The 16,542-nt window shown below is 31.4% G+C and carries 15 protein-coding genes and 1 pseudogene; all 16 read right to left on the reverse strand.

Translation table 11 applies throughout. The features are described 5' to 3' along the window. Window positions 1–80: 80 nt before the first annotated feature. On the reverse strand, window positions 81–1,775 hold the full coding sequence (gene pnpS, locus BR66_RS0107495; protein ID WP_026882363.1) for a two-component system histidine kinase PnpS: 1,695 nt from the start codon (window positions 1,773–1,775) through the stop codon (window positions 81–83). A 1-nt stretch (window position 1,776) separates the two neighbouring features. Further along, window positions 1,777–2,475 (reverse strand): response regulator transcription factor, encoded by a 699-nt coding sequence (locus tag BR66_RS0107500; RefSeq protein WP_026882364.1) that lies wholly within the window; start codon window positions 2,473–2,475, stop codon window positions 1,777–1,779. 65 nt (window positions 2,476–2,540) lie between these two features. Continuing rightward, on the reverse strand, window positions 2,541–3,251 hold the full coding sequence (pgeF, locus tag BR66_RS0107505; protein ID WP_026882365.1) for a peptidoglycan editing factor PgeF: 711 nt from the start codon (window positions 3,249–3,251) through the stop codon (window positions 2,541–2,543). An 81-nt stretch (window positions 3,252–3,332) separates the two neighbouring features. Then, window positions 3,333–3,788: a transcriptional regulator NrdR gene (gene nrdR / locus BR66_RS0107510; RefSeq protein ID WP_026882366.1), complete on the reverse strand. Its 456-nt coding sequence runs from the start codon at window positions 3,786–3,788 to the stop codon at window positions 3,333–3,335. A gap of 60 nt (window positions 3,789–3,848) precedes the next feature. Next, complete coding sequence (locus BR66_RS0107515; protein WP_026882367.1) at window positions 3,849–4,109, reverse strand: YlmC/YmxH family sporulation protein; 261 nt, start codon at window positions 4,107–4,109, stop codon at window positions 3,849–3,851. 118 nt (window positions 4,110–4,227) lie between these two features. Next, entirely contained in the window at window positions 4,228–5,001 is a 774-nt protein-coding gene (sigG, locus tag BR66_RS0107520) for an RNA polymerase sporulation sigma factor SigG (RefSeq protein WP_026882368.1), read from the reverse strand. A gap of 73 nt (window positions 5,002–5,074) precedes the next feature. Then, a complete protein-coding gene (gene sigE, locus BR66_RS0107525; RefSeq protein ID WP_026882369.1) occupies window positions 5,075–5,779 on the reverse strand; it encodes an RNA polymerase sporulation sigma factor SigE in 705 nt (234 codons plus the stop codon). A 16-nt stretch (window positions 5,780–5,795) separates the two neighbouring features. Further along, complete coding sequence (gene spoIIGA / locus BR66_RS0107530; RefSeq protein ID WP_026882370.1) at window positions 5,796–6,596, reverse strand: sigma-E processing peptidase SpoIIGA; 801 nt, start codon at window positions 6,594–6,596, stop codon at window positions 5,796–5,798. Window positions 6,597–6,804: 208 nt separating this feature from the next. Then, entirely contained in the window at window positions 6,805–7,911 is a 1,107-nt protein-coding gene (ftsZ, locus tag BR66_RS0107535) for a cell division protein FtsZ (protein ID WP_026882371.1), read from the reverse strand. A gap of 15 nt (window positions 7,912–7,926) precedes the next feature. Continuing rightward, window positions 7,927–9,183, reverse strand: coding sequence for a cell division protein FtsA (ftsA, locus tag BR66_RS0107540; RefSeq protein WP_026882372.1), 1,257 nt, complete (start codon window positions 9,181–9,183; stop codon window positions 7,927–7,929). Window positions 9,184–9,362: 179 nt separating this feature from the next. Further along, window positions 9,363–10,637, reverse strand: coding sequence for a glycosyltransferase family 2 protein (locus BR66_RS0107545; protein ID WP_026882373.1), 1,275 nt, complete (start codon window positions 10,635–10,637; stop codon window positions 9,363–9,365). A 152-nt stretch (window positions 10,638–10,789) separates the two neighbouring features. Beyond that, window positions 10,790–11,845 carry a type IV pilus twitching motility protein PilT gene (locus BR66_RS0107550; protein WP_026882374.1) on the reverse strand — a complete coding sequence of 352 codons (1,056 nt, stop codon included), beginning with the start codon at window positions 11,843–11,845 and terminating at the stop codon, window positions 10,790–10,792. Between the two features lie 242 nt (window positions 11,846–12,087). Next, window positions 12,088–13,287 carry an FprA family A-type flavoprotein gene (locus tag BR66_RS0107555; protein ID WP_026882375.1) on the reverse strand — a complete coding sequence of 400 codons (1,200 nt, stop codon included), beginning with the start codon at window positions 13,285–13,287 and terminating at the stop codon, window positions 12,088–12,090. A gap of 57 nt (window positions 13,288–13,344) precedes the next feature. Then, the gene (locus BR66_RS25130; RefSeq protein ID WP_084156391.1) at window positions 13,345–15,252 is read right to left on the reverse strand and encodes an acyl-CoA dehydrogenase family protein; all 1,908 of its coding nucleotides are present in this window, start codon (window positions 15,250–15,252) and stop codon (window positions 13,345–13,347) included. A 312-nt stretch (window positions 15,253–15,564) separates the two neighbouring features. Further along, window positions 15,565–16,335 (reverse strand): ABC transporter permease, encoded by a 771-nt coding sequence (locus tag BR66_RS0107565; protein WP_026882376.1) that lies wholly within the window; start codon window positions 16,333–16,335, stop codon window positions 15,565–15,567. Window positions 16,336–16,337: 2 nt separating this feature from the next. Then, window positions 16,338–16,542 (reverse strand): annotated as a pseudogene (locus BR66_RS0107570) (ABC transporter ATP-binding protein); the annotation flags it as partial.

Genomic DNA, 16,542 nt, shown 5'->3' on the forward strand with positions numbered 1-16,542 from the left:
ATAACATCCAAGTTAACTTTACTTTAGTTACTTGTTAATTTTGAGTTAAATAAAAAAGTGGTTTATGGTTAATTTGTTTATTAAAATGGAATTTTAATAATAAACTTGCTTCCTTTTCCTAATTCACTGGTAACATTAATTGTTCCTGCAAAATTTATAACTATGTGTTTTACAATTGCAAGTCCAAGTCCTGTTCCTCCTTTAGCTCTTGATCTAGCCTTATCTACCCTATAAAATCTTTCAAATAACCTGTTTATATGTTCTTTTGAAATACCTATTCCTGTATCCTCTACCCATACTATGCAATTATTATTTTCTACTTTGGCCCCTATAGACACACTATCCTCAGCCTCGGAGTATTTTATAGCATTATCAACTAAGTTTAGAATCATTTGCTTAAATTTGTCTTTTTCACCTCTAAGTTTTATATGAGCATTTTCTAGTATTGCAAGTTTTATATTCTTACTATCTGCAGTATTTTTCATAAGATGAAATACATTATTAATTGAATCATCTACATAAAAATCTTCCATTTGTATATTATTATGGCCTTCAATATCAGAAAGCGTCAAAATGTCATTAATAAGCCTAGTAAGCCTTTCAACTTCATCATCAATTATATCCAAAAATTGATTCCTCTTCTTCTCATCCTTCACATACTTTAAAGTCTCTGCAAATCCCTTTATTGAAGTTAATGGTGTCTTTAACTCATGAGAAACATTTGCAACAAACTGTGATCTCATATTTTCAAGTTTCTTTATATCTGTAATATCTTGAACTACTGCCACAGTTCCTATATGATTTTTATCTGCTACAATATCAGCAGTTTTTATTCTTAAAATTCTCTCTTTTGGCCAAAGTATTTTTAACTCTATAAATTCACTACTCTTGTATTTGAAAACTTCTTCAAATTCAAAATCTCTAATATGTTCAATAAAATTTTCGCCAATTATGTCTTTTTCTATTCCAAATAAAACCTCTGCATAGGGATTAATCATTATCACCTTATTATTTCTATCTACAGCTATAACCCCACTCTCCATACTTTTAAGTATAGCTTCCATTTTCATCTGCTTATCCAAGGAGTCTTTCATTGTGGTTTGTAACTGTTCTGCCATGTTGTTAAATGTCTTACTGAGGTGTCCAAGTTCGTCATCAGATTCTATTAAAACCCTTCTCTTTAATTCACCTTTAGCTACTAGGGAACTAGTGAACTCTAGGTTTTTTATTGGTCTTAAAATTGAATTCGAAACTTTAATTCCAAAACAAACTGAAAGCAAAATTGAAATTAGAACCAGTAACAAATAATACTTTATGTACTTAATTTGAATAATTTTTGATAATGAAAGTGATTCTAAACTAATTACAGTAAATGAACCTTTAATATTTGTTGCATAATAAACAACGTTTTTATTAATTGAATTGTTAAACCTTATAGTATATGCTTCACCATTTTTTTTTGCATTACCTATTTCCTGCATCTTAGTGATATCAATATCATTTAAAGTTTGAACATTACTGAAAAGTATTTGATTTTTATCATTTAAGACCATTATGTCTTTATTTGTATCTAAATATAATTTATTTAATAGAGCGTTGACATTTTTAACATTTTTCGAAGACATAATTTTTTCAACAACTTGATTATTATTACTCAATTCAGATTTTACATTTTCCTCATACTGGTAATTTACTATGGAAATAAAAAGCAAAGTTACTAATATTAATGTGAAAAAAATCGTACCTAAAATATTAACTAGTAGCTTTTTTTTCATATTATTCACCGTCGTAATTAAATCTATAGCCTATTCCACGAATAGTTTCTATGTATTTAGGATTTTTATCGTCATTTTCGATTTTTTGTCTTAAGTGCCTAATATGGACGTCTACAGTTCTTGTTTCACCAACATACTCATAGCCCCAAACTTTATCTAAAAGAAAGTCTCTAGTCATAACTCTTCCTTTGTTAGTTACTAATATTTGCAAAAGTTCAAATTCCTTTAGAGTCAATTCAACTTTTTTATCATTTTTAACAATGTTGTGCCTCTGAAAATCAATATTCACATTATCAAAAGTAAATGTTTTATCAATATATTGAACCCTAGTTCTACGTAGCACAGCCTTCACTCTTGCCACAAGTTCTCTTACTGAAAATGGTTTAGTTATATAATCATCAGCGCCAAGTTCAAGTCCAAGTATTTTGTCAAGCTCTTCCCCTTTTGCGGTTATCATAATTACTGGCATCGTTGAAATTGACTGATCTCGTCTTATCTCCCTGCATACATCATATCCATCCATGCCTGGAAGCATAAGATCTAATAAAACCAGTTGAGGAACTTCATGTTTTGCAAGTTTTAATGCATCTATACCATTACTTGCCGAAACAACCTTAAACCCATTTGTCTCTAAATTGAATTTTATTAATTCTACTATATGTTCCTCATCATCAACAACTAAAATTTTTTCTCCTGCCATAATAATACCCCCCTGAATTTCACTGGTTGAACTAAATAGTCGCTGCCCTATCTAACACTAAAATATTATTTCCTAATGAAAATAAAAGAAAACATTCTACCGCAATTTTCCTTTTGTTTTCTGTAAGAAAACAACTCATATTCATCATCACAAGACGTACATATCTTTACATCTTGTATATTGTTTTCATTTAAGCCTATATTTATTAATTGGCTCCTTATACATTTATTCAAATCAAGTTTTCCATTTATATAAATATTTAACTCCTTGTATATATCAGCTTCATAAAACTGTTTAAGTGCCTCCTTACCAAATTCGTAGCAACAAGACCTGTTATGTGGTCCTATATAAACAATTATGTCATCTAAGCTAATTTTATAAGTATCCCTCATGGTTAGTATGGTTTTAGATACAATCTGCATTAACGTTCCCTTCCAACCGCTGTGAACAGCTGCAATAATCTTGTTTTTTTTATCATAAATTAAAACAGGTACACAATCTGCTGTAAAAACACCAATTGCAATATTAGGCTTGTCTGTAATAAGTGCATCTCCATCTTTTACAATACTATCATAAAACACAACTTCATCACTATGTGTTTGTCTTAAATATCCAACTGCATTCAAGTCAAACCATTTTTTTATATTTTCTAAATTTTTCAAACCATTTTGTGTATTCATATTAAAATCAAGACCATTTTTAGCCGTTGAAAAGTTCAGCTCGATGAAATTATCTTTAAATGAAATAAACTCAAACTTGTCAATTATACTTTTCATTCTACACCCCAAAACTGAAATTTATCATAATCCATTTAAATTTTAACACTGTTTAACAAACATTTAACAAATATTAATTCATCATTTTTTATTTAACAGATTATTTATCTCCCGCATAAAAGTATTTATATCTTTAAATTGCCTGTATACAGATGCAAATCTAACATATGACACTTCATCAAGCTCCTTAAGTTTTTCCATTATCATTTCTCCCACGTCCTCTGACTTAACCTCCGTTAACATTTCATTACTTAAACTCTTTTCTATTTCAAAAGCTATATCCTCGATTTGTTGCCTTGAAACTGGTCTTTTTTGACATGCTTTTATTAGACCATTTATTATCTTTGACTTATCGAAATACTCTCTACTGGAATCTTTTTTGATTACAAGTATAGGAATATCCTCTACTTTTTCATATGTGGTGTATCTTTTAGTACATTTTAGACATTCTCTTCTTCTTCTAATTGCCATATTATCCTCAGTAGCTCTAGAATCAATAACCTTACTGTCTTCAAATCCACAAAATGGGCATTTCAATGTTTTCACGTCCTTTGTATAATATTTTAAATATATTATACACTCTAATTACTTATATCATCAATCCTTATTATAGGATATGTCCTTACAATCTACTAAAATTACATCCACACCCACCTTATTTATTTGCTGCCAAGGAATTTCTATATCATTACTTTTGGAAAACCAACCAAGCTTTTGATTGGGTAATAAAATAGAAATAATTTTATAATCATCACAATCCACAACCAAATCTTTTATAAATCCAAGTTTTGAACCAGTCGAAACATCTATTACTTCCATAGCCTTTAATCTATTTAGGGAATGTAAAATTTCTTCCATAACATCACCACCTCACAATATTAAAATATATTATAAAAATTAACATATTATTACATTAAGATTAAAATCTGAAAGCTATGAATTTTTTGTTGCATTCATAGCTTTCAGTCAATTTTTACTATACATATTTCCTCATATGTTTCAAAGCTGTTTTTTCTAGCCTTGAAACTTGTGCTTGGGATATGCCTATCTCATCAGCTACTTCCATCTGTGTCCTTCCATCAAAAAATCTCATATTTAAAATCATTTTTTCTCTACTACTCAATCTCTTCATGGCTTCCTTAATTGAAATATTTTGAAGCCAACTATCATCTAAATTTTTACTATCACTAATTTGATCCATAACATAAATTGCATCTCCTCCATCATGATAAATTGGATCAAATAATGATATTGGATCTTGTATAGCATCCAATGCAAAAACGACTTCTTCCCTTGGCAATTCAAGTTCCTTTGCAATCTGAGAAACAGTTGGTTCCTTATTGTCTTCTCTAATAAGCTTATCTCTTGCTTGAAGAGCTCTATAAGCTATATCTCTAAGAGATCTACTAACCCTTATTGAGTTATTATCTCTTAAATATCTTCTTATTTCTCCTATTATCATTGGAACAGCATAAGTTGAGAATTTAACATTTTGACTCAAATCAAAATTGTCTATTGCTTTGATAAGTCCAATGCAACCAACTTGAAATAAATCATCAGCGTTTTCTCCTCGATTATTAAATCTCTGTATTACACTTAGAACCAACCTGAGATTTCCTCTTATAAAAGTTTCCCTTGCATTAGAATCGCCTCTTTTTAGAGATAATAAAAGTTCCCTCTTTTCTTTTTCTTTCAACACTGGAAGTTTTGATGTGTTAACTCCACATATTTCCACTTTATTAATCATCAATCTTATCAGCCCCTTAAGAATAATAGCATTTAAATTATTCCCTCTGGCAACCGATTTTATACTAGAGACATACCTATATCATTTTATTGATCTCTTTTTTTAATCTTTTTACAATTCGCTTTTCAAGTCTTGAAATATAAGATTGGGAGATTCCAAGCATGTCCGCAACTTCCTTTTGTGTCTTTTCTGTGCATCCATTAAGTCCATATCTAAGTTGTACTATTTCTTTTTCTCTAATCGAAAGCTTCATCATAGCTATATTTAAAAGCTGTTTATCCACTTCATCCTCTATGAGATTATAAACAGAATCATTTTCTGTTCCCAATATGTCTGACAATAATAATTCATTTCCATCCCAATCAATATTAAGTGGTTCATAAAAAGAAATTTCAGCACGAATTTTATTATTCCTTCTTAAATACATTAAAATTTCATTTTCAATACATCTAGAAGCATAGGTTGCCAGCTTAATATTCTTCTCTGGATCAAAAGTATTCACAGCCTTTATAAGTCCTATTGTTCCAACTGATATTAAATCCTCTACTCCTACTCCAGTATTTTCAAATTTCCTAGCTATATATATAACTAGCCTCAAATTTCTTTCAATAAGAATAGACCTCACACTTTCATCGCCATGCATAAGTTTGTTAATAAGTTCTCCTTCTTCTTCCTTTGTCAGCGGAGGAGGCAATGCATCATTCCCTCCTATATACATTACTTTTTTAACTAAAAACCTGAATTTTATTAATATTCTATTACAGATTACACTTAACCACATACATAACCCCCCCATTTTATATAATACCCCTAGATAATAAGGCATTAAAATCGTTTAAGTCACTTAGTTTTGTGTCAGAAAAAGCTACTATCAATTCTTTGCTACTAAAAGTATCCTCACAATAAATATTAACAGATGACGGTTTAAACCCAATAAGAATACCTCTCGAACCATCTACAACCTTATATGGTATGTAATAAATTTTATTTTTTTTTATATCTATGTCTTTTAATATATGTCTTTCAACAATCATTACTGGTAAGTTTGTAGCAGGTTCTCTCAGTTCATTACCGGTGTCTAAAAAAGCCTTTACCCTTTTAATTTTATTATCAACTATTATGTCCACTTCATATATTAATTTTGTTATCTCTTTACGATCTTTTATGTATATTAGAAGTCTGTGCACTATCACATAGCATGTTAATGCTGCTGTTAATATACCTGTATATGAAAAGTCCAACATTTTATAATTAAATGTTAAATTCCCATTGTTACTAAATTCAATAAATATACAAATTCCTGCAAGTAGCATTGAATATAAAACAAATATGCCTAATGCTTTTATATAAAAAAACATATTCATAATTCTAAAACATATAAGTATCATTAAAAATGCTACAAGAATTTTAAATGGCAATGATAATAATATTTTTGGCACAGAATACACTAAAGTTAAAACATACAGACTACCAAATAATGCTGATAGAAAGATTATTTTTAGTTTTATATAAATTTTTAATGTTTGTGCAGTTATATACAATAAAAAAAAATTAACAAGTAGATTTTCAGTAATAAGCACATCTAAATATATTACCATATTATTCCTCCCCACTTAGATTATTATATCCCTATATATAACAATATTTTGTCATAATATAATCTATAATTAAAACTTTTCTTTCCTTTAATTTGCTATTATTTATCAAATACTACTAATCTAATACAAATTATTTTCTAAAAAATCCAAAAAAAAAAGCAACTACCCCAAAATAGAAATTGATTTCTATTTTGAAGTAGCTGTTTTTTTATTTCCCTTTGTTTTGTCTTCGCAAAAATGCCGGTACGTCTAAATCACTATCGTTTATTTTAGATGAATAATCCACCGTACTTGCAACTTCAAGATCCGATTTTTTTACTTCATCATCAACTTTTTTAGTTCTTATATCTGGTTCTATTTTATCATTCTCAAACCCTGTAGCAATTACTGTTATTCTTAATTCATCCTTTAAGTTTTCATCAATAACTGCTCCAAATATTATATTTGCATCAGGATCTGCTGCTTCTTGAACAATTTGTGCAGCTTCATTTATTTCTAGTAATCCTAAATCTTCTCCACCAGTTACATTTAATAACACTCCTGTAGCTCCTACAATTGAAGTTTCTAGTAACGGACTTGATATTGCCTGTTTAGCTGCATCAGCCGCTCTATTGTCTCCTGTACCTGTACCAACACCCATGTGAGCAAGTCCTTTGTCAAGCATCACTGTCCTTACATCTGCAAAATCTAGATTTACTAGCCCTGGTATTGTTATTAAATCAGAAATACCTTGTACACCTTGTCTTAATACATCGTCTGCAAATTTAAATGACTCAACAAGAGTTGTTTTTTTGTCAACAATAGCAAGTAATCTCTCATTTGGAATTGTAACTAGTGTATCAACTCTTTCTTTTAAATTTTTAATACCAACTTCAGCATGAATCATCCTTTTTCTACCTTCAAAAGGGAAAGGTTTTGTAACAACTCCTACTGTTAAAATCCCCATAGATTTGGCGATCTCGGCAACTACAGGTGCTGCTCCAGTTCCTGTTCCTCCACCCATTCCAGCAGTAATAAATACCATATCTGCACCTTTAATAGCTTCAGATATCTCCTCTTTACTTTCCTCTGCAGCTTTTTGTCCTATCTCAGGGTTCGCTCCAGCACCAAGTCCTTTTGTTAACTTATCTCCGATCTGTATCTTTTGTGACGCTTGTGAAAGTGCCAATGCCTGTTTATCTGTATTTATAGCGATAAACTCAACATTCTTAAGTCCATCTATGATCATCCTATTGACAGCATTATTTCCTCCGCCACCACAACCAATTACTTTTATTTGTGCAAATTCTTGAACATCAACATCAAAATCTAGCACACTAATACCTCCTCTTTAGAAAAAATCCGCAAGAAATTTTTTTACTTTAGTCAAAACGCCTGCATTTTCATAATCTTTTTTATTTTTTTGTTCCCAAATACTGGTACTTTCTACATTCTCATAAAACTCGTCAGATATTTCACTCTGTTTAAATGTATCTGATGCATCCTTGACTATACCAACAGCAACAGAATATATTGGATTTGCTGCACCTACGTATTCAGGAGATCCTATCTTAACGGTTTTTTTGAGTATATTCTTTGTAAATGATGTAACACCTTTAATTAATGAAATTCCTCCACCCACAAAAACAACGTTCGAAATCTGCTCATAAAAACCACTTTTTTCAATCTCACTTTTAGCAAGAATAACTAATTCCTCAACTCTAGCCTCTAAAATTTCCTTAAAAAATTTATAGTCTATTGAATGCTCATCATTATATGATGATTTAATGAATTCTTTATCCTTCCCGATGTTTTCATCATCTAATAAATTAGCATATTTAATTTTAAGTTTTTCAGCTTCATTAAATGGAAGCTTTAGACCTAAAGATATATCATTAGTTATGCTATTTCCACCAATTGGTACTATTGAAGTAAAACAAATGTTATCATTCTTAATTATAGTTATATCAATTGTTTCAGCTCCAACATTTACCAAAGCTACTCCCATTTCTTTTTCTTCCCCTGTTAACACAACTTTAGAAGTGGCCCTAGGTTGTAAACATATACCTTTAACCTTAATTCCAGCCTTATTAACACTTTTTATAAGATTATTTACAACTGTAGTCTTAGCAATCAAAACCTCTGCCTCTACTTCAAGTCTTAATCCACTCATTCCAATAGGATCTTTAATATTGTCATAACCATCAATTATAAATTGTTTTGGTTCAATACCTATAATCTCTTTATCGGTTGAAATTGATACAAGTTTAGTAGCTTCTAACACTCTTTCCACATCATTTTTTCTAATTTCTCTGTCCTCAGAAGATATAGCCACCATCCCAGTGTTATGTACAAGTTCACTTATTCCACCAGGAAGTGATATATAGGCATCTTTAATTTCAATGTCAACCATTCGTTCTAGCTTCTCTACGCACTCTTTTATAGACTCTGCAGCACTGTCTATATCTACAACAATAGCTTTTTTTAGTCCTCGACAACTTACAGATGTTATTCCAAGAATCGAAAGTTCCGCATTTTTGTCCAGTCTTCCTATAGCTGCACAAACTTTCGAAGATCCAACATCTATTCCAACAAAATATTCATTCATACAGTTTTCCCCCCTATAAGAGAACACACTTTAATATATTCAACATAAAATACAGATTTCCTCTATTTTAATAACTTTTTTTTTAAAATTAATATAATTTACATAATAATTGTGTTTTTTAATTGATATGTATTAAAAAAAGGGCAAGTTGATAACTAACCCCTTTTTTTGTGTAAAAATTAATTTGCTTTTTCTAATTCATCAATATCTACACTTCTAGTATGTTTCGTATGGCTCCATTCTTTGTCATTCTTTTTTAATATTCCTTGTATAGCTATAGGAAACCATGTTATTTGATATATTGGCATTATAATGTAATATAATAATATTTTAACATCAAGTTTTTTATCCAAGATTAATAAAAATGGAGTGTACAAATATAAAAACGCAGTAAAAACAACTGTCATTATTGTGAGGATATTTATATTTACACTACCCATAATTCCTGTTTTTCCACTTAAATAACCAAATGCATTAAACCCAACTTGAACTAAGCCTATAACAGTTACAATACCCATTATAATAAATAGTACTGGTTGTATTGTGTATATTGCGCAGTCAATGGCTGTTAGGCTTCTTTCCTTAATGCCTTTTATAAGCAGTTTAAAAAAATACCTTCCAGATACATCTGCATATCCTTGCATCCATCGTCTTCTCTGCCTCCAGGATTGGACAAGTGTAAGTGGTTTTTCATCATAAACAATTGCATCGTGAGCAAATCCGACCTTGTAACCATTATACACTAACTTACATGTAAATTCCAAATCTTCTGTCAAACACGAAACGCCCCAACCTAATTTTTTTAGAACTTCAATGTCAATGCAGAGACCTGTACCTCCTAATTGGCTTGATAATCCCATGTTATTTCTTGCAAGTTGAAACATTCTATTATTTTGCCAGAATGATATGGAATAACAGGCTGTAATCCAAGTATCCTTGGGATTTTTACTATCTAAATATCCCTGAACTACTTTATATCCCTCTAAAAGTTTTTTATTCATTTGCTTTAAAAAATCCTTAGATGCTATATTATCTGCATCAAAAATAACCACAGAATCATACTTTTTCTCCATTTTAAATATTTTATTAAACATCCATTCTAGTGCAAACCCTTTTCCTCTTCTATCTTTGTCAAACCTTTCATATACAATAGCACCCTTAGCTCTGGCATTTTTTGCAGTATCATCCGTACAATTATCTGCAATGACAAATATGTCATAAAGCTCTCTAGGATAGTCAAGTCTGTTTAAACTCAATATGACATCACTAACAACAGCCTCTTCATTATGAGCAGCTACCAATAATGCAAAGCTATTTTTTGGTTCTACAATATCCTTACTTTTCTTTTTATAAATACCGAACAATGAAATAATTACATTGTATAGAGAATAAATAAAGGCAAAACCTACGAATACATGAGAAATAATTATTAATATATGTACTAGTTCATTCAATGCGATCCCCCCTGAACAAAGTTATTTTAGCATAAAAATATATTAAATGCTATATAATAGTTAAGAATTTTATGTTAGTTAACATAAATATATCATTAACTATTATACCCACTTTTAAATTTATTTAAAATACATTAATTACTTTTTGTGGATTATAGCGATATCAATTTTGAAATAAGTTCCTTGTCAATGCAATAGGTCATTACAGATTCGTGGGAAATAGTGCCAGCCCTATATAATTCAGCAAGGGCCATGTCCATAGTTTTCATCCCATATTTATTACCCGTTTGGATTAATGATTGAAGTTGATGGGTTTTACCTTCTCTAATTAAATTTTGAATTGCAGGAGTGCTAATCATTATTTCAAGTGCAGCAACTCTTCCATTTCCATCTTCTGTAGGGATAAGCTGCTGAGACACTATTCCCCTCATTACAGCAGCAAGTTGTATTTTTATCTGTTGTTGCTGGAATGGTGGAAAAACATCTATAATTCTATCTATTGTTTTTGCAGCTCCGATAGTATGTAAAGTTGAAAACACCAGATGGCCTGTTTCCGCAGCAGTAATTGCAATGGATATTGTTTCAAGATCTCTCATCTCACCAACAAGAATTACATCTGGGTCTTCTCTAAGTATTGCTCGAAGTGCTGATGTATAACTTACACTATCCCTGCCTATTTCTCTTTGATTAATAATTGATTTATTATGCTTATGCAAATACTCTATTGGGTCTTCCAATGTAATTATATTTGCTTTTCTAGTTGCATTTATTTCATTAATCATTGCAGCAAGAGATGTACTTTTTCCACTACCAGTTGGTCCAGTTACTAGAACTAGTCCTCTTTGTGAATCTATTAGCCCATTTATTATTTTAGGGAAATTAAGATCTTTTAATGCTGGCACTTTTAATCCTACATTTCTTATTGCTATAGCATCGCTACCTCTTTGTTTATAGACATTAATTCTGAATCTTCCAATCCCAGAAACAGAAAAAGATGAATCCATTTCACCTTTTGTTTCATACTCATCGAATCTATCTTCTAATAATTCTTTTGCGAAATTTTTTGTATGTATTGGTAGCAGTTTTTCTTCGCCAACAGTATCCAATGTTCCATTTATCCGTAAAACTGGTGGAACCCCAACTGTTATGTGTAGATCAGAAGCTTTCTGTTCCAATGTTAACTTTAATAATTCATTTAAGGTTTTCAATATATAATCCTCCTAGTCTAATCAAGTACTTATATAAATATTTATTCCAGAATTAAATTTAAAACACATAATAATAAAATACTATATATATAAATCAATTATATACTAACTTTTCATTTTAGTAAAAGATTATGTTATTTAAATTTTAAATATATTAATTGGATTAATTATATGTACACCAAAATGGATCAACTCATGTTTGAAATCCGTGAGTTGATCCATTTTTATATTTTGAGGTTCTCTTACTTCATTGACTCTATAATACTCTGAGAAAGGTCATCCATTAATTCCATATCATCTACCTTCATGGCGGAGTTAACTGATACCTCATTGTCTAGAATGGTAATTTCTTTCATATCATCTAAAAGTTCACGCATCAATTTGCCTGATTGAGGAGCCCATGACCCATTTTCTATAAGAGTGAAAGTTCTTTTTTGAACATTTAATGCCTTCATATCCATTATATAATTCAGCATAGGTGGATATATTTTCAAGTTATAAGTTACCGATGCAAGAACCACATGGCTATATTTGAATGTTTCAGAAATCAAATATGATACATGAGTTTTTGAAACATCATACATAACCACATTGGTCATTCCCTTTTCCACCAGCCGAGTTGCCAAATCATTAGCAGCAGCCTCAGTATTCCCGTACATTGTTCCGTAAACAATCATCACTCCTTTTACCTCTGGTTCATAACTACTCCACTTGTTGTACTTATCAAGCAAGTATCCCAAATCATTGCGCCAAACTGGGCCATGTAGTGGGCATATAATCTTGATGTCAATAGTTCCTGCCTTTTTCAAAAGATCCTGAACATGAGGACCATACTTGCCTACAATATTTGTATAATATCTTCTTGCCTCGTCAATCCAATCTCGGTCAAAATTAGTCTCGTCATTAAATAGCTTACCGTCCAAGGATTTAAATGATCCAAAGGCATCAGCGGAAAATAGAACACCATTAGTAGTATCAAATGTAACCATAGCTTCTGGCCAATGTACCATTGGAGCAAATACAAATACAACATTATGTTTTCCAAAGGACATACTATCTCCTTCTTTTACCTCTAATAGTTTGCCATCAATGTGGAAACCAAACTGATGCATGAATAGTGCAGCTTTTTCTGTACACACAATCTTTACATTAGGATAACGAAGAATAATCTCTTCAATACATGCTGCATGATCTGGCTCCATATGGTTAATTACCATATAATCTAAATCTCTGCCGTGCAGCACCTGTTTAATATTTTCAAGAAATTGACGACAAATTGACCAGTCCACTGTATCAAATAGTACTGTCTTCTCATCTAATAGTAGATAAGAGTTATAAGAAACACCTTGTGGAATGGGATGAATGTTTTCAAATAGAGTAAGGCGATGGTCATTACCACCAACCCAATAAAGATCCTCAGTTACTTTTCTAACACAATACATAGATATAATCCTCCTTTTATACTAAAAACCCATTATTATTTTTAATTATTATAGAGATCATACTTCTATAAACATATCCTTTTCTTCACCACAAGCGGGGCAAGTCCACTCTTCAGGTATGTTTTCAAAGAGAGTTCCAGGAATTACTTCACCTTCATCATCCCCTATTCCAGGATCATATTCATAACCACATCCGTTACACACATAATGTTTCCAGGTTTGAATAACTTTTTTCTGAGACGCTCTCTTCATCTTCTTCATTGGAGGAGCTTCCTTCTTTGGTTCTCCGTTATCTAAAGCGGCAGTTAGTAGTGGTAATATTTCCATTAAATCTCCAACAATTCCGTAGTCTGCATTCTTAAAAATTTTTGCATTAGGATTGATATTTATAGCAACAATTGTAGTAGCATCCTTGATACCTTTCAAATGTTGACCTGCACCTGAAATGCCGCAAGCAATATAAAGATTGCCTTTGAATTTTTGACCAGACATACCAACGTAACGATTCAGTGGTACATATTTAAGTGTTTCTGCTACTGGACGTGAAGAACCTATAGCTGCTCCAGCTTGAACTGCTAAGTCTTCTATTAGCTTCATATTTTCTTTTTCTCCTATTCCAAGGCCAGCGCTGACTACCCTTTCTGCCTTAGTTATAGGTGTATCCAAAGGAATTCCAACTGTAAAATCATAGGAATCTTTCTTAAGATTTTTAACAAGAGCATCCACTTTTTCTTCAGGAGTTCCTTCTTTGAAAATAACTTTTTTACGATAACCTGTGGCTGGTCCGTGCTGAGATGTTTTCGCTAAATGCTCGGTTTTAGGCATCTTCCCTATTATATTAGCAGCGATAACAACTCGTTGAATCTCATTTGTTCCTTCATATATTGTACAGATCTTAGCATCCCTATAAGCACGTTCAACTTCCATACCTTTGAGATAACCGTTTCCACCAAAGATTTGTAGAGCATCGTTTACAATCTCAAGGCAAACGTCTGAAGCATATTGTTTTGCCATAGCAGCTTCTTTGCTGTAATGCTCATGATTCTGTTTAAGCTCTGCGGCACTGTAAATAAGTAATCGAGCTGCTCTAAGCTTTGTTGCCATATCTGCTAGCTTAAAAGCTATAATCTGTTGCTGACAGATAGGTTTCCCAAATTGAACTCTTTCTTTTGAGTACTCTAAAGCGTGCTCATAAGCTCCTTGAGCAATTCCAAGAGCTTGGGCCGCAATACCAATACGTCCACCATCCAAAGTTGCCATAGCAATCTTGAAACCCTTACCTTCTTCTCCTAATAAATTTTCCTTAGGGACTTTCACGTCATTGAAGATAAGCGCTGCAGTAGAAGAGGATCGAATACCTAGCTTATCGTAATGCTCTCCAAAGCTAAATCCTTCTGTGCCCTTTTCCACAATAAATGCACTTATACCACGAACACCTATATCTGGCGAGGTAACAGCAAAAACAACATATATATCAGCCTTAATCGCATTGGTAATGAAGATTTTTTCACCATTTAAAATATAATTATCACCATCCAGAACTGCAGTTGTTTCTGTACCACCGGCATCACTACCGGCATTTTCCTCAGTAAGACCAAATGCGCCAAGTTTTTCTCCCTTTGCTAATGGAATCAAATATTTTTGTTTCTGCTCCTCTGTTCCGTATGCAGCAATTGGGTATGTGCCCAAAGATGTATGTGCAGAAAGAATTACACCAGTACCGCCATCAACTCTTGATAGTTCCTCAACAGCTATTGCATAACTGAGTACATCTAGGCCTGCTCCACCATACTCTTTTGGATACGGGATCCCTAGCATTCCTAAACTTGCTAGCTTATTAATTGCATCTGTTGGGAATTTATTCTCCTGATCCAACATAAATGCAATAGGTTTAACTTCCTCTTCTGCAAACTCTCTAATTCTTGTTCTCAAATTTTCATGTTGATCCATAGTCTTAAACAACATAAATACACCTCCTCTAAATTAAAACGGTTTCATGAATGTGATTTTTTTAAATCTGCAAAATTAAAACACTAGCTGCCGCAAGCAAAACTCTACAAATTAAAGTAACCTGTACCCTTCTTCTTTTTATACTTCCAATACATATAATAAGTATGTGTTACCTCACAAACTATACCTAGAAATACATTTTTAATGTATACTGAAACCGTATAGTTTAATTATATACATAAGAAATATACATTTCAAGCCCAATTCAAACTTTTTTTGTCATGATTATAGTAAAATCAAGCATCTATTTGCAGTGTAATATTAATTTTATAGGAATTGTTTTTTATTATTATACAAAGACTTGTAACCTAAATTTAAGGATAAAAACACCGTAGTACAAACAGAAGTACAAATTGCAATCATAATAGCTATTTGGTACATAATTGCTGTAGTAGGTAATGTACCAGATAACATTTGTCCAGTCATCATCCCTGGTAAAAATATTATTCCCATTCCAAGCATTGAATTCATTGTAGGAATTAAAGCAGTTTCTAAAGCATTATTGGCAAAGGGCTTTAAAATATCTTTAGGTTCTACTCCTAAATTAAGTAAGGTATTAATTTTGTTTTTTTCCTTATTTATATCGTCCATAAAAGTTTTTATCGCGATATTTACTCCAGTCATAGCATTACCAATAATCATGCCAGCTAAAGGTATGGTGTATTGAGGGTTAAATATAGATTTTCCAACAACTACAGTTACAAAAAAAATCAGAACAAAAAGTCCTGAAAATGTTAAAGAGGATCCTATTGCAATTTTAAATTTATTGTTTAGGTCTTTTCTACCTTTAAGTACTCTATGAATAGAAAATGATATCATAATTATTAAGAAAATTATAGTAAATAAAGGCCTCGGATTCTTAAATACATATTGAAGTATGTAGCCAACAATTACAAGTTGAACTGACATTCTTAAACTTGCAACTAAAAGAAGTTTTGATTGATTAACCTTAGCTCTTTTCATAATCACGAGAACTATAATTAGGAGTAAATATATAAGTGAAAATTGGAAAATACCCAATTGTACTGCTCCCTCCATCTTTAAGCCTCCTTAATTATTTCAATTTTATGTTCACAGAATTCTTCAAGTATAGCTTTATTGTGACTTACAATCACAATATCAATATTCTTTTTAAAGCAGAAGTTTTTTATATTTATCATTATTTTATGGCTGTTTTTTTCATCTAATGCAGAAGTTGGCTCATCAAGCAATATAACTTTTGGACATAATGATAGAAAAATGGCT

Source organism: Clostridium akagii DSM 12554 (assembly GCF_000686725.1).
In the GTDB taxonomy this organism is placed as follows: domain Bacteria; phylum Bacillota; class Clostridia; order Clostridiales; family Clostridiaceae; genus Clostridium_I; species Clostridium_I akagii.

What these genes read in the sequence shown, in the direction of transcription:
- pnpS (WP_026882363.1), bottom strand. Translation starts at nt 1,775, where the DNA reads ATGAAAAAAAAGCTACTAGTTAATATTTTAGGTACGATTTTTTTCACA.
- BR66_RS0107500 (WP_026882364.1), bottom strand. Translation starts at nt 2,475, where the DNA reads ATGGCAGGAGAAAAAATTTTAGTTGTTGATGATGAGGAACATATAGTA.
- pgeF (WP_026882365.1), bottom strand. Translation starts at nt 3,251, where the DNA reads ATGAAAAGTATAATTGACAAGTTTGAGTTTATTTCATTTAAAGATAAT.
- BR66_RS0107515 (WP_026882367.1), bottom strand. Translation starts at nt 4,109, where the DNA reads ATGGAAGAAATTTTACATTCCCTAAATAGATTAAAGGCTATGGAAGTA.
- sigE (WP_026882369.1), bottom strand. Translation starts at nt 5,779, where the DNA reads ATGTGGTTAAGTGTAATCTGTAATAGAATATTAATAAAATTCAGGTTT.
- spoIIGA (WP_026882370.1), bottom strand. Translation starts at nt 6,596, where the DNA reads ATGGTAATATATTTAGATGTGCTTATTACTGAAAATCTACTTGTTAAT.
- ftsA (WP_026882372.1), bottom strand. Translation starts at nt 9,183, where the DNA reads ATGAATGAATATTTTGTTGGAATAGATGTTGGATCTTCGAAAGTTTGT.
- BR66_RS0107555 (WP_026882375.1), bottom strand. Translation starts at nt 13,287, where the DNA reads ATGTATTGTGTTAGAAAAGTAACTGAGGATCTTTATTGGGTTGGTGGT.
- BR66_RS25130 (WP_084156391.1), bottom strand. Translation starts at nt 15,252, where the DNA reads ATGTTGTTTAAGACTATGGATCAACATGAAAATTTGAGAACAAGAATT.
- BR66_RS0107565 (WP_026882376.1), bottom strand. Translation starts at nt 16,335, where the DNA reads ATGGAGGGAGCAGTACAATTGGGTATTTTCCAATTTTCACTTATATAT.